A 20,264-nucleotide genomic window follows, 5' to 3' on the forward strand; every position below is an offset into this window, starting at 1 on the left:
CACTCAGAAAGTTTAAATAATTAGCTTGTAAATATGCATTGCCCGCCTCTCTTTTCTACCTGGGAGAGGCGGGCTTTTTTTAAAATCACACATTAGATGAAAATTAATAGGTAGTATCCTCTCGCTAACAATACATTCAGCAAACGATTCAATTTCTTATTGATTCATCAAAATAGATCAAATAGACGACTATTTTTCCATCGTGTATGTAAAACCACATCGTTCACTGGTTGTTATTGGTGTCACAAAACACGATAATATCAAGATCGGATTTTAAGAACGTAATAACTATGACCGAATATGTTTTGTTGTTGGTCGGCACTGTGCTGGTGAACAACTTTGTACTGGTGAAGTTTTTGGGCCTATGTCCTTTCATGGGCGTGTCCAAAAAACTGGAAACAGCAATAGGTATGGGCTTAGCGACAACTTTTGTGCTAACGCTCGCGTCAGTGTGTGCGTATTTAGTGGAAAGCTACATCCTTCGTCCACTGGGTATTGAGTACCTTCGAACCATGAGTTTTATTTTGGTGATAGCCGTTGTGGTGCAGTTCACCGAAATGGTTGTGCACAAAACCAGCCCGACGCTTTATCGCTTGCTTGGCATTTTCTTACCGCTGATCACAACAAACTGCGCAGTATTGGGCGTGGCACTTCTTAACATTAATGAAAACCATAACTTTATTGAATCGATCATCTACGGCTTCGGCGCCGCTGTTGGTTTCTCATTGGTGTTGATACTTTTTGCATCCATGCGAGAGCGCATAGCCGCCGCCGACGTTCCTGTACCTTTTAAAGGTGCATCAATAGCAATGATTACAGCAGGTTTAATGTCACTCGCCTTTATGGGCTTTACAGGTTTGGTGAAGTAAGCGATGAGTACGATTTTAATTGCGATTATCGCGTTAGCGGTTCTGGCTGCGATTTTCGGCGCGATACTTGGTTTTGCTTCTATTCGCTTTAAAGTTGAAGCGGACCCTATTGTGGATCAAATCGACGCCATTTTACCGCAAACTCAATGCGGTCAATGTGGCTACCCTGGTTGCCGCCCTTATGCTGAAGCAATTGCAAATGGCGACCACATAAACAAATGTCCACCTGGTGGTCAGGCAACAATCGAAAAGCTCGCCGACTTAATGGGTGTTGAGCCAGAAGAATCTGCGCACGATCTCGACAGCAAAATTCCAACCGTTGCGTTTATTCATGAAGACATGTGTATTGGCTGCACTAAGTGTATTCAGGCGTGTCCGGTGGATGCAATTGTAGGCGGAACAAAGGCGGTCCATACCGTAATCAAAGACGAATGTACGGGCTGTGACTTGTGTGTTGCCCCATGTCCGACTGATTGTATTGAAATGATTCCTGTGGCAACGACCACAGAAAGCTGGAAGTGGCAACTTCACTCTATTCCGGTACTTAACATTACGGATGCTGCCGACAATGCAGCGAACGTGAAAGATTCAATTAAGTAAGGTTTCACATGTTGTCTTTGATTGAACAAATTCGTACAGGCGCGCTTTGGGATTTCCCAGGTGGTGTGCATCCGGCAGAAAATAAAAAGCAGTCCAACAAAACTGAACTCGCTCATGCGGCTATCCCGTCAGAAATTGTATTGCCGCTAAAACAGCACATTGGTAAAGCGGGTAACCTACTGGTTGCCGAAGGTGACTACTTATTAAAAGGTCAGCCATTAACGCAATCGGAGACCGGCTTTACGGTTCCAGTGCATGCTCCAACATCAGGTACGCTCACCGCGATTGAGCCACGAACTGTCGCGCACCCTTCTGGGTTAAGTGAGTTGTGCGCAGTCATCACGCCTGATGGGAAAGATGCATGGTGTGAAAGAAACCCCGTCGCAGATTACCAACAAGAAACCCCTGACGCACTGATTGATATTATTCGTCTCGCTGGTATTTCTGGTATGGGTGGCGCAGGCTTCCCTACTGCAAAAAAAATCCAATCAGGTTTTGCTCGTACCGAGATTCTTATCGTTAATGCAGCAGAGTGCGAGCCATACATCACGTCTGATGACAAGCTCATGCAAGAACATGCCGAAGAGCTTATTCAAGGTATCGAAATTGTCGAACATATCCTGACACCAAAGCTCACGATTATTGGCATTGAAGACAACAAACCAGAAGCAATCAAAGCGCTAGAAGCTGCGGCTATAAACAAAGACATCGTTATTCGCGTTATCCCAACTAAATACCCTTCTGGCGGTGAAAAACAGCTGATCAAAATTTTAACCAATAAAGAAGTGCCAAGTGGCGCGATTCCAGCAGATATTGGTATTTTGGTCCAGAATGTTGGTTCTCTTTACGCTATAAAACGCGCAGTCATCGACGGTGAGCCGATGATAAAACGCATCGTGACTCTCACTGGTAAAACCTTCAAACAACCACGCAACGTTTGGGCATTATTAGGGACACCAGTACAAGCACTGTTGGATGAGTTTGGCTATAAAGCAGATAAGAAGTTACAGCGTTTAATTATGGGTGGGCCAATGATGGGCTTTACCCTTCCTCACTCCCAAGTGCCGATTACCAAGACAGCAAACTGTATCCTTGCTCCGACTCGTCGTGAGATCTCTCCGCACCAGTATGAGATGGAATGTATTCGCTGTAGCCAATGTGCAGAAGCGTGCCCTGCTTCGCTGCTGCCTCAACAACTGCAATGGCATGCAAAAGCTGAAGAGTATGACAAACTCGAAGAATTAAACTTAAAGGATTGTATCGAGTGCGGCGCTTGTGCGTTTGTATGTCCAAGTGAAATTCCGCTCGTACAGTATTACCGCCAAGCAAAAGCGGAAATTCGCACCAGAACACAAGAAGCGGAAGCTGCTGAGCGAGCGAAGCTGCGTTTTGAAGAGAAGAAAGCGCGTATGGAACGCGAAAAAGCAGAACGTGAAAATCGCTTCAAGAAAGCTGCCGATCAGCGCCGTAAAGAGATGAAGTCTTCTGGCGGCGATGATGCGATAGCAGCAGCAATCGCACGAGTGAAAGCTCAAAAGACAGAAACCACAGAAAAAGCAGAGCCAGCAGTAAAACCAGCCGTAGCGGCAGCCATTGCCAAAGCGAAGGCGAAACAAGCGGCAGCAGCTAAAGCAGGCTCTAGTGAACCTGATAACTCAGAAATGGCAAAACTGCGCGAAGAACGCAAACGTCTTGCTCGCGAACGTAAAGCGCAAAAAGAACAAGGCGAAACGCCAGACAATAACGCTGATGATAAAAAATCGGCAGTTGCGGCCGCCATCGCCCGAGCTAAAGCGAAAAAAGCACAACAAGAAGATTCAACTGAATCTGTAGAATCGGAAACGTCTGCACAGCAAGACGGCGATCCGAAGAAAGCCGCGGTTGCTGCTGCCATTGCACGTGCCAAAGCACGTAAAGCGAAGCAAGCAGACTCAACTGAAGCGGAAGAAGCTGACGCACCTGCTGAGCAAACCGACGATCCGAAAAAAGCCGCCGTGGCTGCTGCGATTGCACGTGCCAAAGCAAGAAAAGCGAAGCAAGCAGACTCAACTGAAGCGGAAGAAGCTGACGCACCTGCCGAGCAAACCGACGCTCCGAAAAAAGCCGCCGTGGCTGCTGCCATTGAACGTGCCAAAGCACGAAAAGCGAAGCAAGCAGACTCAATTGAAGCGGAAGAAGCTGAAGCACCTGCCGAGCAAACCGAAGATCCGAAAAAAGCCGCAGTTGCCGCTGCGATTGCACGTGCCAAAGCGCGCAAAGCGAAGCAAGCAGACTCAACTGAAGCGGAAGAAGTTGAAGCACCTGCCGAGCAAACCGACGATCCGAAAAAAGCCGCCGTGGCAGCTGCCATTGCACGTGCCAAAGCACGTAAAGCGAAGCAAGAAACGCAAACTGAGCCTGTTGAAGACGCAACTTCTGAAGAACCAGAAGTGGATCCGAAAAAAGCCGCGGTTGCCGCAGCAATTGCGCGCGCGAAGGCTCGTAAAGCGAAACAAGCAGACTCAACTGAAGCGGAAGAAGCTGAAGCACCTGCCGAGCAAACCGAAGATCCGAAAAAAGCCGCCGTGGCTGCTGCCATTGCACGTGCCAAAGCGCGTAAAGCTAAGCAAGAAACGCAAACTGAGCCTGTTGAAGAAGCAACTTCTGAAGAACCAGAAGTGGATCCGAAAAAAGCCGCGGTTGCCGCAGCAATTGCGCGCGCGAAGGCCCGCAAAGCGCAACAAGAAGCTAATAAAAATAATACTGAGGAGAACGAGTAGTGTCGTTTTTTATTGCCAGCTCACCGCATACCCACAGTCGTCGTAGTACGCCAGACTTAATGAAATGGGTGGCACTTTGCGCACTTCCAGGTTTAGTAGCTCAAACCTACTTCTTTGGCTGGGGAACGCTTATTCAGCTGATTTTTGCCATCGCAGTCGCTGTATCACTTGAAGCCTTAGTTATGGTCTTCCGTAAACGTTCGCCGATGCGAGCACTACGTGATAACAGTGCGATCGTTACCGCTTGGTTATTAGCCGTTGCTATTCCACCATGGTCTCCGTGGTGGATTATGGTGATCGGACTTATTTTCGCGATCGTAATTGCTAAACACCTATATGGTGGCCTTGGTCAAAACTTATTCAATCCTGCCATGGTCGCTTATGTGGTCTTGTTAATCTCATTCCCAGTGCAAATGACGAGTTGGAGTGCCCCGACGTCACTCATACCTGATCACGTAAATTTTGCAGATACACTCTCTTTAATTTTTACGGGCTATGATTACGACGGCTTATCGCTTCAGCAAGTTCGAACAGGGGTTGACGGTGTGACAATGGCGACGCCACTTGATGCATTTAAGACCGGCATTCATACAGGTGCAACCCCAAGCGAAGTACTGTCGCAGCCAATATTCGATGGATTAGCTGGCATTGGTTGGCAATGGGTAAATCTTGCCTACTTACTTGGTGGTTTAGTGATGATCAAAAAACGTATCATCCAATGGTATATCCCCGTAGGCTTCCTAGCGAGCCTGACGCTATTTAGCCTCGTGTTCAGCTTGCTGACCCCAGGGGAAACTGCGTCGCCAATCTTCCACTTGTTATCAGGTGCAACCATGCTTGGCGCATTCTTTATTGCAACCGATCCCGTGTCGGCGTCTACCACCGTTAAAGGACGTTTGATCTTTGGCGCGCTTATTGGTGCTTTGGTCTTTATCATTCGCAGTTGGGGCGGCTTCCCTGATGGTGTTGCATTCGCAGTGTTACTTGCAAATATGTGTGTGCCACTGATCGATTACTACACCAAACCTAGAACTTACGGTCACTGAGGTAAACATGTTAACCGCTATTAGAAAAAATGGTCTGACACTTGCGATCTTTGCCTGTGCAACAACCGGATTAGTCGCCTTTACTCAGTACCTAACAAAAGACCAAATCAAGATACAAGAACAACAACAATTGCTTTCTGTTTTGAATCAAGTCATTCCAGAAAACATGCATGACAACGCACTCACGCAAGCCTGCACTATGGTCACGTCACCAGAACTGGGGACATTGCGTGCGATGCCAGCCTACCTCGCCACGAAGAATGGTGAACCGACAGCAATCGCAATAGAATCCATCGCGCCAGATGGCTACAATGGTGAGATAAAAGTGATTACTGGGATTGATAATCAGGGCAATATTTTGGGGACACGCGTCCTAAACCACCAAGAAACCCCTGGTCTGGGCGATAAAATAGATCTTCGTGTCACCGACTGGATCCTGAGCTTTACGGGCAAACAAGTCACGGAAAGTAACTGGAACTCATGGAAAGTTCGTAAAGATGGTGGTGATTTCGATCAATTTACTGGTGCAACGATCACGCCTAGAGCCGTCGTAAAAGTGGTGCGAAATACCGTTAACTACGTAAACCAATCTCGTGAAGACATTCTTAGCCAGCCTTTGGGCTGTGAAGGAGAGCAGTAATGAGTGAAAATAAATTGCTGATGAAAAACGGTATGTGGAGCAATAACCCTGCTCTCGTACAGCTGCTGGGTCTGTGTCCACTACTAGCGGTTTCTTCCACGATAACCAATGCCTTAGGTCTTGGTATTGCAACCTTATTAGTGCTGGTCGGCTCCAACGTCACGGTTTCTCTTATTCGTAATTACGTACCAAAAGAGATCCGCATTCCTGTGTTCGTGATGATCATTGCCTCTCTCGTTACCTGTGTTCAGTTATTGATGAATGCCTATGCGTATGGTTTATACCTATCTCTTGGTATCTTTATTCCTCTGATTGTAACCAACTGCATCATTATTGGTCGAGCTGAAGCATATGCTTCAAAAAATGATGTTGCGCCTGCTGCATTAGACGGTTTATGGATGGGGCTTGGTATGACAAGCGTTTTGGTCGTGCTAGGTGCCATGCGTGAGTTAATTGGTAATGGCACACTATTCGACGGGGCAGATCTGCTATTAGGAGACTGGGCATCCGCTCTCCGCATTCAAGTTTTCCAATTTGACAACAGCTTTCTGCTAGCGCTTCTTCCACCCGGTGCATTTATCGGTGTTGGTCTGTTGATAGCGCTTAAAAATGTCATCGATAATTCAGTCCAGGCACGTCAACCTAAAGAAGAAAAACCAACCATAGAACGTGCTCGCGTCACCAACGCATAACAAGATAAGGCTCTGTCATAGGAGCCTTTTTCATAAACCGCAGAGACGGTATTGGAAGTCAGCAATGAACAAAATAAAAAGAATCGAAATTCTTGAGCGATTACGAGAAAACAATCCGAATCCTCAAACTGAGCTTAACTGGAGCTCCCCTTTTGAACTGCTAATCGCGGTATTACTATCAGCGCAAGCAACCGATGTAAGTGTCAATAAAGCCACCGACAAGCTTTTCCCTGTCGCTAATACACCACAAAGTATTCTCGATTTGGGAGTCGATGGCTTAAAAGAATACATAAAGACCATCGGTTTGTTTAACTCAAAGGCAGAAAACACAATCAAGACTTGTAAGATCTTGTTGGAAAAACACAATGGTGAAGTTCCTGAAGATCGTGCCGCGTTAGAAGCGCTACCAGGCGTAGGTCGCAAGACCGCAAACGTCGTGCTCAACACCGCTTTTGGTTGGCCAACTATTGCCGTCGATACGCACATTTATCGCGTGTCGAATCGCACTAAATTTGCGATGGGAAAAACGGTTGATGATGTCGAGCAGAAGCTATTAAAAGTTGTGCCAAAAGAGTTCAAACTCGATGTGCACCACTGGCTCATTCTTCATGGTCGTTATACGTGCGTAGCAAGAAAGCCTCGCTGCGGTAGCTGCATTATCGAAGATTTGTGCGAATATAAAGAGAAAGTATACCCAGATAGCTAAAGCTATTTGTAAATCAAAGCTAGGAGCAAAAAATGTCAAACGGTCGAATTCTCCACACTATGCTTCGCGTAGGTGATCTAGACAAATCCATCAAGTTTTACACTGAAGTTATGGGCATGCAGCTGCTTCGTACTAACGAAAATAAAGAGTACGAATACACGCTAGCGTTTCTTGGTTATGGTGACGAATCCCAAGGTGCAGTGATCGAACTGACTTACAACTGGGGTAAAACTGAGTATGACCTAGGTACTGCTTTTGGTCATATCGCCATTGGTGTTGATGATATCTACACAACTTGCGACGCTATCAAAGCGGCGGGCGGTAATGTGACGCGTGAGCCAGGTCCAGTAAAAGGCGGAAGCACGCACATTGCATTCGTAAAAGACCCAGATGGTTATATGATTGAGCTTATTCAAAACAAGCAAGCTTCAGCAGGTCTTGAAGGCTAAGCGGCACTTCTAATAATCACTTGTACTGCAAGTTGAACTCCGATTACAGGCAGGTCTGCGATCTGCCTGTCCTTTTATAAACAAAACCCTTTACTTGATAATAGTTATCGTTTAGATTTATCCGCAACTTCGATATGCGGGATTACGATAATGATCAGTGAATGGGAAAAACACACACTTCTAGCCGATACGGCACTTCAACTAGATGACCCTGTTCGCAGCATTCTTCATTACCAGCAAGCCCTAAGCCTGAGTGAAGATATTAGCGAATGTGTGGAAATTGAGGCGGACGAGCGATTATTAATTTCTGTGATTTCTTGTCATAACTTAGCTCAGTTCTGGCGTTGGGCCGGAGATACTGACTATGAACTCAAATACCTTCAACTGGCCTCTGAGAAGGTCTTAACACTTATCCCACAATGCCCAAATAAAGAGTGTGCAAGCTTTATCGACTCGATAGGATGCTGTACTAAGGCGTTGATAGACTTTATGAAGCGTCACCCTAATCCGGCTATTGCCAAACAGGTTGAAAAAATCGATACCGCCACCAATTGCGAAGTCATTGCCAAATTCCGCTTAAACTAACATTCAAATTATACAGCAGGAATCACCGAAACGTGCTTGGCAAAATACCACTAAAATATTATTAACAACGTCAGTAAATCAAAAATGCCGAAGCTTTCAGCTTCGGCGTTTTTATATGCATCACACTTGGGTTCGCCCTAGAGATATCACGACTCGGCGGTTTTTGTCTTTTCCTATTGGCGAACCGTTATCTGCAATAGGACGACGCTTGCCGTACCCTTGCACTTGAATTCGATCTTCCGGTAGCCCTAGAGACTGAAAATAGTCACGAAGTGACTCTGCACGTCGCTCTGATAAACTTTGACTCGCACTTTTACCATCGGTTGAATCTGTGTACGTCGCCACCAGCACGAGATCGATATCTTGATTATGTCGGATATAATCTGCAATTTGTGATAAACGCTTTTTAGAAGCCTTGGTTAACTGATCACCTTGTCTTTCATAGTGCAAAATCGTAAAAGCAATGTCCTCGAAACTGTATTTCAATAAGTTGGAAATACAGTCGCTAAACGCGTTGTACTTGTTTTGAAACAGTACTGATGACAATGCGACTTCAATTCTCTGATCTCGGCTCTGCCAATCTTGGTAACTAAAAGTCGGATAACGGCCTTTTTCCAGCTCAGACAAAATGCCCCATGCTGTTTGCCCTCCGACATAACCATCAAACTGTTTAAAAAACTTTAGGTTTGTAATTCGATCGGCGTGTTCACCTGGCCGCCAAGGTGGCGGCATAGAAATGAGACTGACGTTACGTGTTTCTCCCATCGGACGACGCATTTTTAACTCAAAGTCTAAATTGATTTTTTTATTTGCACGAGATGAAAATACCGCATCTCCAAAGCTTGGAATAGGGTGTACAAGCTGACATTCTAATGGTGTATTGACCACCATTTCCCATTGAGATTGCTGCGGAGTTGCAGCATAACGTTTGCCCATCAAAGCGAAGCTGCTTGTGCTAAACAACGAAAATACAACACCACTGGTAATCAGCCATTTCTTCATCTAATACTGTCTCTTAAACGGCAGTCTGTTGCCGTCAAATTGCATCAATAAAACCACTTCAACGGGCATGCAAAAATCTCGCCAATATCGGAATATCTGTCACACTGCCATTAATGTGAGCCACCGTGTTCCAATCACCTTAACCGCCACTTAGCGTTTTACTTACTCATGTTTTATCGGTTTACATGATGCAAAGTATGGCGAATAAACGTCTACATAATATGCAATACAAACTTATTGATTGGATGCAAAATAGAATTCCGGTTTTCTCTTAAATTGCGGTTTTTCTCATCGGTATAATCTGCAATAATGCAGCCTTCGTCACACAAAAATAAGCCAACATGACACTAGAAAATGAAGCTCTAACCTTGAAAAAACGCTTTCGTGGTTATTTCCCTGTGGTAGTAGACGTTGAGACCGCTGGTTTCAATGCTCAAACTGATGCACTTTTAGAAATCTGTGCCGTTACGTTGAAAATGGACGAACATGGCGTGTTGCATCCGGCCTCCACCATTCATTTTCATGTGGAACCATTTGAAGGCGCTAACTTAGAAAAAGAAGCGCTTGAATTCAATGGTATTCGTGACCCTTTCAGCCCTCTTCGAGGTGCTGTTTCTGAGCAAGAGGCGCTAAAGGAAATTTATAAGCTTATTCGCAAAGAACAAAAAGCCGCAGATTGCTCACGTGCAATTATGGTTGCTCATAACGCAGCATTCGACTTGGGTTTTGTAAATGCAGCAAATGAACGCTGTAAACTAAAAAGAGTCCCTTTTCATCCCTTTGCTACTTTTGATACGGCTACATTAAGTGGCCTTGCTTATGGCCAAACAGTTCTCGCTAAAGCATGCAAAACAGCCGGGATGGAATTTGATAACCGTGAAGCACACTCTGCGCTTTACGATACACAAAAAACAGCAGAATTATTCTGCGGTATTGTCAACAAATGGAAGGCCCTCGGCGGTTGGCCGCTTGTCGACGAAGAATAATAAGTAAACACAACATATTAGGAAAAGTATGAATCCTGTCGTTATATCAGTGTGCGTCATGCTCGTGTTAGCATTGATGCGCGTAAACGTGGTGGTTGCCCTCACGTTTAGTGCCATCGTAGGCGGCCTAGTCGCAGGCATGAGCCTTGGGGATACGGTTACCGCATTTGAAAGTGGTCTAGGTGGCGGTGCAACTATCGCGCTAAGCTACGCCATGTTAGGTACTTTCGCTGTTGCCATCTCGAAATCAGGCATCACGGATCTACTGGCCAAAAGTGTTATCAAGCGCTTAAATGGCAAAGAAAACTCCGCTTCCACTACTGGCTTAAAGTACGCCGTGTTGGTGGCATTAGTGTTTGTTACGATGTCGTCTCAGAACGTAATTCCGGTCCATATCGCCTTTATTCCAATTTTGATTCCACCTCTTTTGGGCGTATTTGCGAAACTTAAACTCGACCGACGTTTGGTCGCGTGTGTTCTTACCTTCGGTTTGATCACTCCTTACATGATCTTACCTGTTGGTTTCGGCGGTATTTTCTTAAACAACATTCTATTAAAGAACCTACATGACAACGGTTTGGAAAACGTGGTTGCAAGCCAAGTCCCAACCGCCATGTTACTGCCAGGTGCAGGAATGCTGTTTGGTCTATTACTGGCTATCTTTGTTAGCTATCGTAAACCGCGTGTCTACAAAGAAACTGAGTTGACTGTCGTTGACGAAACCGATCATGTCATCAATAAAAAGCACATCTTAGTTGCGGCACTTGGTATTGTCGCTGCATTGGGTGTTCAGCTTTACACGGGTTCAATGATTATCGGTGCTCTAGCTGGCTTTATGGTGTTTACTTTCGGCGGCGTTATTGCATGGAAAGAGACGCACGACGTGTTCACTAAAGGTGTACACATGATGGCAATGATTGGCTTCATCATGATTGCAGCGGCAGGTTTTGCAGCAGTAATGAAGCAAACTGGCGGTGTTGAAACACTAGTACAATCGCTATCAACCAGCATCGGTGACAATAAGCCTTTAGCTGCACTACTGATGCTGATCGTTGGTCTGTTGGTAACAATGGGCATTGGTTCATCGTTCTCTACGATTCCAATCCTTGCAACTATCTATGTGCCTCTTGCGCTAGCATTCGGCTTCTCGCCGATGGCAACGATTGCACTGGTAGGTACTGCGGCTGCGTTAGGTGATGCAGGCTCTCCAGCTTCTGACTCTACATTAGGCCCTACATCTGGTCTAAATGCCGACGGTCAACATGAGCACATTTGGGAAACAGTCGTTCCAACCTTTATCCATTACAATATCCCTCTAATCATCTTTGGTTGGATTGCAGCAATGGTGCTTTAATACTATCGTTTGGATGGATATACATTTAGTTACGAAAAAGCCGCTCAATGAGCGGCTTTTTGTTATTCATAACTGTGGTTATTGCGCTGGCATATTGTCAATAATACGCTCACGAATCAGCTTCAAGGTTGGTTCTGTCGACAGGTAATCGATGGCAATCGGAAAATAAGCGTCGTTAATTTTAAGAACCAAGCTAGGGTAAGAGTTCACACCTAGGCTCTTTGCAAGGCTCAATTGATCTTCGAACACACCCTCTAAGAAAGAGCCATCCATGTCATTCTTGAATTGCTGAACATTCAAGCCAATTTCTCTCGCTAGTTGCAAGTGAGTGGCTTCTTCATGAGGAGGCATCGCACGTAAGTAATACGCATGCTGAATCGCTTCTAGCATCTGCTCATAAGAGTCTTGAAAGCCCGCTGCAATAACCGCACGACAAGATTGGTAAGTGCTTCTAACTGGCGTACAAAGCTTCCAGAAATCGTAGTTAAACTTAGTGCCTAACTGGCGCTCAATCTGCTTCCAAATACCTTCGAGTTTTTGTTGCATCTCGGGCGGCATCGGTAAATTAGTATCTGGCGCAAGACCACCAACCACATACTCAAATTGAATCACACCTGGCAGTTGCTGTTTTAGTTTATCCAGCGTTGGTTTGTAACCCCAACACCAACTGCACATTGGGTCATGCACGTAGTAAAGCTTTATGTTCATTCCACTAACCTAAAAAGAAAAAGGAGCCAGTACGGCTCCTTCGTATTCTATCGCTAAATGTGAGTATTTACGAATTACTCAGCTTGATCTTCAGCGCGCGCTGCTGCTTCTTTGATTAGAGGCTGCAGTTCACCTTTTTGGAACATTTCTAGAATAATGTCACAACCGCCGATAAGCTCACCTTCAACCCATAGTTGAGGGAAAGTTGGCCATTGCGCGTACTTTGGTAACTCAGCACGGATATCTGGGTTTTGCAGAATGTCTACGTAAGCGAACTTCTCACCACATGCCATTAGTGCCTGTGACGCTTGAGAAGAGAAACCACAGCTAGGTAGTTTCGGTGATCCTTTCATGTACAGCAGGATTGAGTTTTCAGAGATCTGCTGTTTGATTTTGTCGATAGTTTCCATCGCTTCCTCATTCATGGGTTTGAACTTTATTTATTTGCCACATTCTACTCAATAACGACAGAATAAAAACCATATAATTAATAAGGCTTAATTTTAGGTTGCTCATTGGCGAGCAATGCAGCACTTCACCACTGCTAACCTCTTAAAATATTTTCATATCGGGGTTTTAATAAAGTAAAAACTTGCTAAAATACTTAGCAAGTCAGCCTTAAAGGCGACATAGCTATAAAAAAACACTGGAAGCAATCGAAAGGTCATCCTTTCAAATCAATGGAGAATCGAGTAATGGCATTTGAACTACCAGCTCTTCCTTACGCGAAAGACGCACTAGAACCACACATCTCAGCAGAGACTCTAGACTACCACCACGGTAAGCACCACAACACTTACGTTGTTAAGCTTAACGGTCTTATCCCTGGTACTGAGTTCGAAGGCAAAACTCTAGAAGAGATCATCAAGACTTCTACTGGTGGCGTATTCAACAACGCAGCGCAAATCTGGAACCACACGTTCTACTGGCACTGTCTTGCTCCAAATGCGGGCGGCGAGCCAACTGGCGCAGTTGCAGACGCAATCAACGCAGCATTCGGTTCTTTTGAAGAATTCAAAGCGAAGTTTACTGATTCAGCAATCAACAACTTCGGTTCTTCATGGACTTGGCTTGTTAAGAAAGCTGATGGCTCTCTAGAGATCGTTAACACTTCTAACGCTGCTACTCCTCTAACAGAAGAAGGTACAACACCACTTCTAACTGTTGACCTATGGGAACACGCGTACTACATCGATTACCGCAACGTACGTCCTGATTACATGAACGGCTTCTGGGCTCTAGTAAACTGGGACTTCGTAGCTGAGAACCTAGCGAAGTAATATACTTCCCCCTAAGTTCAATTTAGTCTTATTCAAAAGCTCGCTATTTAGCGGGCTTTTTTGTTTCGCCTTCCCTAGCACCTTTAAATAATTCCCTCTTTTACTAAAGTTCTTCTTATCCACGCCGTTAAAAGAGCATCGAGCGAGGAACATCATGCAAATTCATACGTTAGACAAAGCTGCAATTATCAACGAACTTCAGTTCGGTAATGGTATTAACCATGCCGTACACGAAGGTCGTCGTGCGGATTTCTCGCTGATTCTGTCTATGTTCTCTAATGATGTTCGCGATGTGGTCCCAGTTGAAGAGGTCCAGGAAGTCATCACCAGTGACAGTATTCTTCGCCAACAATTGGGTTTATCGCAACCTCAAGCTCTTCGTTCTGATAGCAGCAGCTATGAACTCGCAGCTGAACAAGCGAAACAGTTTCACGATGCAGGATTGCCTTCCGCAAAGCTGAGCCATTACCTAAAACCAGATGCGCTGACTTACCTGCCTGAAGACACATTCAACCTACCAGAGGAGGTTTATCACAACCTATCTGGTCATGAGCGACGCAGATTGGGCGAACGCAACAAACAACTGATCCCAGATGCTGGGCTATATAATCAGCTAGTGACGGCTCAACGTCAGCATCAAATTCAAGCTAAAGCATAGAGATCCGCTTTTTATCCAATAGCTTGCAATACCTACACGTCAGAAATGTGACATCTTACAAATTACCGCACAATAGTCCTCACTCGAAAGCGTTAGTTTGAAGCCTTTCACACTGAACCCAACGAATTTCAACCATGCTATTAGCACAAACCACTGGTGTATTGTTTTTCACATATGGATACAGTGAAGGTGCTATGGATATCAAAGAATCAATTATTCTCGTCACGTCTGCAGGTTCGGTTATAGGAAGAACCTGTGCAAATCACTTTGCTCACCTTGGAGCAACGTTGATTCTTTGTGACCAAAATTCTAGCGCTTTGAGAGCGAGCTATGAGCAAATCAGCGCTTTCACTGACAAAGTGTATGCTATGAATGTGTGTAGTGATAACACAACGTCCATTAACTTATTGTTTGACCAGATAGAATCACAGCTACGTGCGACACCAGATGTGATTGTTAATTGCTGGACCAGCTCCCCTATGCCTGGCTTAATGGCGCCAGAACCAATGAGTACTTACATTGATCACTTGTCGTCTGCGGCACGCTTCCTTTATACCTACGGCCAAGTAGGAGCAGAGCGCTTTCGAGCCAGAAACAAGAAAGGCGTCATTGTTAACGTCATTTCTCATGATAACCATGAAGACTTTACGGGAGTTGAAAGCATGGCGGCGTTGGTGTCAGGTTTTACTCACAGCTGGGCAAAAGAACTCACACCATTCAACATTCGAGTGGGCGGCGTTATTCCCTCGGTAAATCATACAAAAGAAGAGCTCAACGAGAGGCACTGGGCTGAGATCCAAGACGAACTAGTCCGCAACACAGCATACATCGTCGCGAATGAATACTTCAGTGGCCGAGTAGTTGCGACCGAAGTGTAAGCATACACAGCAACTCTGTTTTCCCAAGCCAGATGTAACTCCTGCACCAAAATAAAAAAAGCCCCTGTCATTTGACTGGGGCTTTAACCTTTTCCCGATTAAGGTTTCGTGCTAGCGAAAACCTTGCTCACTCGATTTTTTAATTACGCGTCAGCTTTTTCTTTCTTTGCTTTAGGTGCTGCTTTTGCTGCTTCTTGGTCTGCTTTCTTCTTGATAACAGTTGTACCTTCGAAAGTTTCGCCTTCAACAAATGCTTTACCGTAGTAAGAAGCCATCAACACATCTTTAAGTTCGCTGATTAGAGGGTAACGTGGGTTCGCACCAGTACATTGGTCATCGAACGCTTCTACCGCTAGCTCATCCAGTTTCGCTACGAAATCTGATTCAGCAACACCTGCCGCTTGGATAGACATTGGGATGTCTAGGTTAACTTTTAGTTCATCCAACCATGCTAGTAGACGTTCAATCTTCTGAGCAGTACGGTCACCTTCTTGGCTTAGGCCTAGGTGGTCAGCAACTTCAGCGTAACGACGACGTGCTTGTGGACGGTCGTATTGAGAGAACGCAGTTTGTTTAGTTGGATTGTCGTTCGCGTTGTAACGTACCACGTTAGAGATAAGTAGTGCGTTAGCTAGGCCATGTGGCAAGTGGAACTCAGCACCCAGTTTGTGAGCCATTGAGTGACAAACACCTAGGAATGCGTTCGCAAATGCAACACCAGCGATAGTAGCTGCGTTGTGTACTTTCTCACGAGCGATTGGGTCATTTGCACCGTTCGCATAGCTTGATGGTAGGTACTCTTTTAGCATCTTAAGTGCTTGAAGAGCTTGGCCATCTGAGTATTCGTTAGCAAGAACAGAAACGTAAGCTTCTAGAGCGTGAGTTACGGCATCGTAACCACCAAATGCTGTTAGAGACTTAGGCATGTTCATTACTAGGTTCGCATCAACGATTGCCATGTTTGGCGTGATTTCGTAGTCAGCTAGTGGGTATTTCGCACCAGTCTTGTCGTCAGTAACAACCGCGAATGGAGTAACTTCTGAACCAGTACCTGAAGTTGTAGTGATACATACAAGCTCAGCTTTTTTACCCATTTTAGGGAACTTGTAGATACGTTTACGGATGTCCATAAAGCGCATTGCTAGTTCTTCAAAGTGAGTTTCTGGGTGCTCGTACATTACCCACATGATTTTCGCTGCATCCATTGGTGAACCACCGCCTAGCGCTAGGATAACGTCAGGTTGGTAGCTAGCCATTTGAGCCGCACCTTTTTCTACTACAGACAGTGTTGGGTCAGCTTCAACATCGAAGAATGTTTGAACTTCCATACCTTGAGCTTTTAGTAGGCTTACTACGTCATCTGCGTAACCGTTGTTGAATAGGAAACGGTCAGTTACTAGGAATGCACGTTTCTTACCTTCTAGGTCGCCCAGTGCGATTGGAAGGCTACCACGACGGAAGTAGATTGACTTAGGTAGTTTATGCCACAACATGTTTTCAGCTCGCTTCGCTACAGTTTTCTTGTTGATTAGGTGTTTAGGACCTACGTTCTCAGAGATAGAGTTACCACCCCAAGAACCACAACCTAGCGTTAGAGATGGCGCAACGTTGAAGTTGTACAAGTCACCGATACCGCCGTGAGTAGTCGGGATGTTGATTAGGATACGAGCTGTCTTCATCTTGTCACCGAAGTAACGGATACGATCAGCGTTAGTATCTTGGTTAGTGTAAAGACCAGATGTGTGGCCGATACCACCAATCTCAACCATAGTTACCGCTTGAGCAACCGCGTCTTCGAAGTTGTCAGCACGGAATAGACCTAGAGTTGGAGATAGCTTCTCGTGAGCGAATGCGTCATCGTGAGATACTTTACCCAGACCTTCACCAACAAGAACTTTAGTGTCTGCTGGAACTTTAACGCCTGCCATTTCAGCGATTGCTGCTGCTGGCTGACCTACGATTTTCGCGTTTAGCGCGCCATCGATAAGAAGAACTTTACGAACTTTATCAGCTTCTGCTTTGCTTAGGACATACGCTTTGTGAGAAGCAAAACGCTCTTTCACTTCGTCGTATACTTCATCAACTACGATTGCAGCTTGCTCAGAAGCACATACTACCCCGTTGTCGAAAGTCTTAGACATAAGGATAGAAGCAACAGCACGTTTGATGTCTGCTGTTTCATCGATAACAACCGGCACGTTACCTGCACCTACACCGATTGCTGGCTTACCAGAAGAGTATGCTGCTTTAACCATGCCTGGACCACCAGTTGCAAGGATAAGCGCGATGTCATCGTGTTTCATTAGAGCGTTTGAAAGCTCAACAGAAGGCTGGTCGATCCAACCGATGATGTCTTTTGGTGCGCCTGCTGCTACTGCTGCATCTAGAACGAGTTTAGCTGCATCGTTAGTTGAGTTTTTCGCACGTGGATGTGGTGAGAAGATGATACCGTTACGAGTCTTCAAAGAGATTAGAGATTTGAAGATCGCTGTAGAAGTTGGGTTAGTCGTTGGTACGATACCGCAGATGATGCCTACAGGCTCAGCGATAGTCATAGTACCTAGGTTGTCATCTTCTTCTAAGATGCCACACGTTTGTTCGTCTTTGTATTTGTTGTAGATAAACTCAGAAGCGAAGTGGTTCTTGATTACTTTATCTTCAACAATACCCATACCAGATTCTTCTACCGCTTGTTGAGCTAGCGGGATACGGGCCTGGTTAGCTGCAAGCGATGCTGCACGAAAGATTTTATCTACTTGCTCTTGAGAGTAAGTAGCGAACTCTTCTTGCGCTTTCTTAACGCGAGCAACCATTGCATCTAGTTCAGCCATATTAGTTACAGGCATAGGGAATCTCCTAAAATTAACAAATATTAAAAACTTTTTACTAAGGCTATTACTTATCGTTTTTACTGTTTATCAGTCACTTAGAAAACAAACGTCTTAGTAAATTGCTTTCAGGACTGAGTATAATATTTCATAGTGTGAAAAAAATTGACTTGGATCAGTTCTCACCACCTAAATACTACCAAAGTGGTGCCTCATCACACCAAAATGACATAAATCACTGATAAACAAATAAATTAACTTTCATTTTTTATTGAGTAAAAAAGAAGCAAATGGACAAATAAATAAAAGAAACTACAACAACCTGTAAAAAAGTTTCATTTTTGACCAACAAAATTACATGTAGGCCCAATTCTTTGTGCTACTGAGAGTATATCGAACCGAATACATCTCTCTACAAACCACCTTGGTTTTTATCAAAAATGTGCGAATGTTAACGTTTATGTAAAACAGCGCAATTTATCAGCAACTTTATACGTAACATTTCCTTTCCAGATTAGATACAGTTTATTAAAGAATTAGTTTTTCTCACTTAAATGGCAGGGAATGCGTTAGTTTTTTTCATTTCTTACAACCTAACTTTTGCCTTACATTACGCCCAAATTACCCCTTCTCCTTTTCACTAATGTGAACTTTGATGAGTACGCAACATGCAAACTTTTGAACTTGCTATCTTCTTGCAGTTTTTTCTCGGTTTGGTCGCCGCAGTAAACCCTGTTGGTATCATGCCTGTGTTTGTGTCACTAACCGGGCATATGACACCAGACGAAAAGCGCAATACGGCAACAACAGCAAATGTGGCTGTTGCGATCATCCTGATCATTTCGCTTTTTGCTGGTCAGTTACTGTTAGACATGTTCAGTATTTCTCTGGATTCGTTTCGTGTCGCTGGCGGGTTGCTATTACTTAGCATCGCATTCTCGATGATGAGCGGTAAACTGGGGGAAGATAAGCAGAACAAACAAGAGAAAACGGAATACGTCAGTCGTGAACAGATTGGTGTGGTCCCTCTTGCAATGCCTTTAATGGCAGGGCCTGGTGCAATCAGTTCGACTATTGTTTATGGTGCACGCTACCCAAGCATGTTCGATACCGTGGGCATTAGTATTACGATTGGTTTGTTCTGCCTTTGTTCATGGCTATTGTTCCGCTCTGCCCCATTGATCGTACGATTTTTAGGTCAAACTGGAATCAACGTCATTACTCGTATCATGGGTTTGATATTGGGCGCGCTTGGCATAGAGTTCATTGCGAATGGCTTACGCAACTTATTTCCAGGATTAGCCTGAGTTTCTATAAAATTGTATGATAGAGCGATTCAACAATGGATCGCTTTGTCATGACGACTGACTCTCTTAAACATACTCTATATGTCACCATTTTTGGTACTCATACCAAAGCTGGTAAAACGTTCGATATTGCTCTCATTATCGCGATCATCAGCTCGTTAATCGTACTGGTGTTAGATTCGATACCCTCCGTTCGTGCCGAGTGGGAAAAAGAGCTGAAGTTTATTGAATACACATTTACTGGCCTATTCACGATTGAATACCTTCTAAGGCTTTATTGCTCCCCCAAACCTGCCGCCTACGCAAAGAGTTTTTATGGTGTCGTCGATTTACTTGCGATTTTGCCCACTTATTTAGCACTCTTCTTCCCATCCGCTTCGTTTATGGGTGTGATCAGGGCGCTGCGAGTGATGCGAATATTCCGCATACTCAAGTTAGTCCGATACCTCCAAGAGTCCAATATCCTCTTACGTTCACTGCTTATGGCGCGCAGAAAGATTTTTATCTTCTTTAGTTCCGTCGCCATTATGGTAACGATTTTCGGCTCGTTGATTTTTATCATTGAAGGACCTGAAAACGGATTTACTAGCATTCCTAAAAGTATTTATTGGGCGATCGTGACCATCACAACGGTTGGGTATGGTGACTTGGTCCCTCAAACAGACCTGGGTAAAGGGCTTGCATCACTCACCATGTTACTGGGTTATTCCATTTTGGCGGTACCTACAGGTATTTTCACTGCCGAACTGCACCAAGAGATGCAATCGCACAAAGTATTGGTGAAATGCCCAAACTGTTCCCACGCAGGGCACGACTCTGACGCAATTTACTGTAAACATTGTGGTAGTGAACTAGCCGATCCAGACAAAAGAGTCGTTCGAACGGAAGACGACGCATGAAAAAAGAGCTCCCTACGG

20 protein-coding genes are annotated in these 20,264 nt (G+C 44.8%); 16 read left to right on the forward strand and 4 right to left on the reverse strand.

Going from position 1 to position 20,264, the window contains the following annotated elements:
• Positions 1-290: 290 nt before the first annotated feature.
• From rsxA to R7F07_RS01165, 9 genes are all read left to right on the forward strand, one after another.
• Positions 291-869 (forward strand): electron transport complex subunit RsxA, encoded by a 579-nt coding sequence (rsxA, locus tag R7F07_RS01125; protein WP_005380762.1) that lies wholly within the window; start codon positions 291-293, stop codon positions 867-869.
• Between the two features lie 3 nt (positions 870-872).
• Positions 873-1,469 carry an electron transport complex subunit RsxB gene (rsxB, locus tag R7F07_RS01130; protein WP_005380760.1) on the forward strand — a complete coding sequence of 199 codons (597 nt, stop codon included), beginning with the start codon at positions 873-875 and terminating at the stop codon, positions 1,467-1,469.
• An 8-nt stretch (positions 1,470-1,477) separates the two neighbouring features.
• Positions 1,478-4,228, forward strand: coding sequence for an electron transport complex subunit RsxC (rsxC, locus tag R7F07_RS01135; RefSeq protein WP_171342876.1), 2,751 nt, complete (start codon positions 1,478-1,480; stop codon positions 4,226-4,228).
• Positions 4,228-5,274, forward strand: a complete 1,047-nt coding sequence (gene rsxD / locus R7F07_RS01140; protein ID WP_054577635.1) for an electron transport complex subunit RsxD — start codon at positions 4,228-4,230, stop codon at positions 5,272-5,274. Before rsxC ends, rsxD begins: the two co-directional genes overlap by 1 nt.
• A 7-nt stretch (positions 5,275-5,281) precedes the next feature.
• Positions 5,282-5,914, forward strand: a complete 633-nt coding sequence (gene rsxG / locus R7F07_RS01145; RefSeq protein ID WP_054577634.1) for an electron transport complex subunit RsxG — start codon at positions 5,282-5,284, stop codon at positions 5,912-5,914.
• On the forward strand, positions 5,914-6,606 hold the full coding sequence (locus R7F07_RS01150; protein ID WP_005396543.1) for an electron transport complex subunit E: 693 nt from the start codon (positions 5,914-5,916) through the stop codon (positions 6,604-6,606). The genes rsxG and R7F07_RS01150 overlap by 1 nt, the downstream gene beginning before the upstream one ends.
• A 64-nt stretch (positions 6,607-6,670) precedes the next feature.
• Complete coding sequence (nth, locus tag R7F07_RS01155; RefSeq protein WP_005380743.1) at positions 6,671-7,312, forward strand: endonuclease III; 642 nt, start codon at positions 6,671-6,673, stop codon at positions 7,310-7,312.
• 32 nt (positions 7,313-7,344) lie between these two features.
• A complete protein-coding gene (gloA, locus tag R7F07_RS01160) occupies positions 7,345-7,761 on the forward strand; it encodes a lactoylglutathione lyase (protein ID WP_005380739.1) in 417 nt (138 codons plus the stop codon).
• 150 nt (positions 7,762-7,911) lie between these two features.
• Entirely contained in the window at positions 7,912-8,346 is a 435-nt protein-coding gene (locus R7F07_RS01165; RefSeq protein WP_005384886.1) for a DUF2753 domain-containing protein, read from the forward strand.
• 120 nt (positions 8,347-8,466) lie between these two features.
• On the opposite strand, the gene motY is transcribed toward R7F07_RS01165, so the two are convergent.
• Positions 8,467-9,348 carry a flagellar protein MotY gene (gene motY / locus R7F07_RS01170; RefSeq protein ID WP_005384887.1) on the reverse strand — a complete coding sequence of 294 codons (882 nt, stop codon included), beginning with the start codon at positions 9,346-9,348 and terminating at the stop codon, positions 8,467-8,469.
• A 341-nt stretch (positions 9,349-9,689) separates the two neighbouring features.
• Here motY and rnt point away from each other — a divergent pair, with 341 nt between their 5' ends.
• Together rnt and R7F07_RS01180 are read left to right on the forward strand one after the other, a co-directional pair.
• Complete coding sequence (gene rnt, locus R7F07_RS01175) at positions 9,690-10,334, forward strand: ribonuclease T (protein ID WP_005384888.1); 645 nt, start codon at positions 9,690-9,692, stop codon at positions 10,332-10,334.
• Positions 10,335-10,362: 28 nt separating this feature from the next.
• Entirely contained in the window at positions 10,363-11,688 is a 1,326-nt protein-coding gene (locus R7F07_RS01180) for a Na+/H+ antiporter family protein (protein WP_171342875.1), read from the forward strand.
• Between the two features lie 78 nt (positions 11,689-11,766).
• Here the strand turns inward: R7F07_RS01180 and R7F07_RS01185 are convergent, their stop codons facing one another.
• Together R7F07_RS01185 and R7F07_RS01190 are read right to left on the reverse strand one after the other, a co-directional pair.
• Positions 11,767-12,396: a DsbA family protein gene (locus tag R7F07_RS01185; protein ID WP_005384890.1), complete on the reverse strand. Its 630-nt coding sequence runs from the start codon at positions 12,394-12,396 to the stop codon at positions 11,767-11,769.
• A 74-nt stretch (positions 12,397-12,470) separates the two neighbouring features.
• A complete protein-coding gene (locus R7F07_RS01190; protein WP_017635833.1) occupies positions 12,471-12,806 on the reverse strand; it encodes a Grx4 family monothiol glutaredoxin in 336 nt (111 codons plus the stop codon).
• 285 nt (positions 12,807-13,091) lie between these two features.
• On the opposite strand from R7F07_RS01190, the gene sodB reads away from it, so the two are divergent.
• The 3 genes from sodB (at position 13,092) to R7F07_RS01205 (ending at position 15,212) form a co-directional block, all read left to right on the forward strand.
• Positions 13,092-13,676, forward strand: a complete 585-nt coding sequence (gene sodB, locus R7F07_RS01195) for a superoxide dismutase [Fe] (protein ID WP_005396533.1) — start codon at positions 13,092-13,094, stop codon at positions 13,674-13,676.
• Positions 13,677-13,830: 154 nt separating this feature from the next.
• Positions 13,831-14,334, forward strand: coding sequence for a VC2046/SO_2500 family protein (locus tag R7F07_RS01200; RefSeq protein WP_033907342.1), 504 nt, complete (start codon positions 13,831-13,833; stop codon positions 14,332-14,334).
• A 134-nt stretch (positions 14,335-14,468) separates the two neighbouring features.
• Entirely contained in the window at positions 14,469-15,212 is a 744-nt protein-coding gene (locus R7F07_RS01205) for an SDR family oxidoreductase (RefSeq protein ID WP_005380732.1), read from the forward strand.
• Positions 15,213-15,355: 143 nt separating this feature from the next.
• Here R7F07_RS01205 and adhE read toward each other — a convergent pair whose 3' ends face one another.
• The gene (gene adhE, locus R7F07_RS01210; RefSeq protein ID WP_005380731.1) at positions 15,356-18,058 is read right to left on the reverse strand and encodes a bifunctional acetaldehyde-CoA/alcohol dehydrogenase; all 2,703 of its coding nucleotides are present in this window, start codon (positions 18,056-18,058) and stop codon (positions 15,356-15,358) included.
• A 650-nt stretch (positions 18,059-18,708) separates the two neighbouring features.
• On the opposite strand from adhE, the gene R7F07_RS01215 reads away from it, so the two are divergent.
• Positions 18,709-19,347 carry a YchE family NAAT transporter gene (locus tag R7F07_RS01215; protein ID WP_005380729.1) on the forward strand — a complete coding sequence of 213 codons (639 nt, stop codon included), beginning with the start codon at positions 18,709-18,711 and terminating at the stop codon, positions 19,345-19,347.
• Between the two features lie 35 nt (positions 19,348-19,382).
• Positions 19,383-20,246 (forward strand): ion transporter, encoded by an 864-nt coding sequence (locus R7F07_RS01220; RefSeq protein WP_005380728.1) that lies wholly within the window; start codon positions 19,383-19,385, stop codon positions 20,244-20,246.
• Positions 20,247-20,264 lie beyond the last annotated feature (18 nt).

The organism is Vibrio sp. YT-16 (assembly GCF_033337405.1).
In the GTDB taxonomy this organism is placed as follows: domain Bacteria; phylum Pseudomonadota; class Gammaproteobacteria; order Enterobacterales; family Vibrionaceae; genus Vibrio; species Vibrio alginolyticus.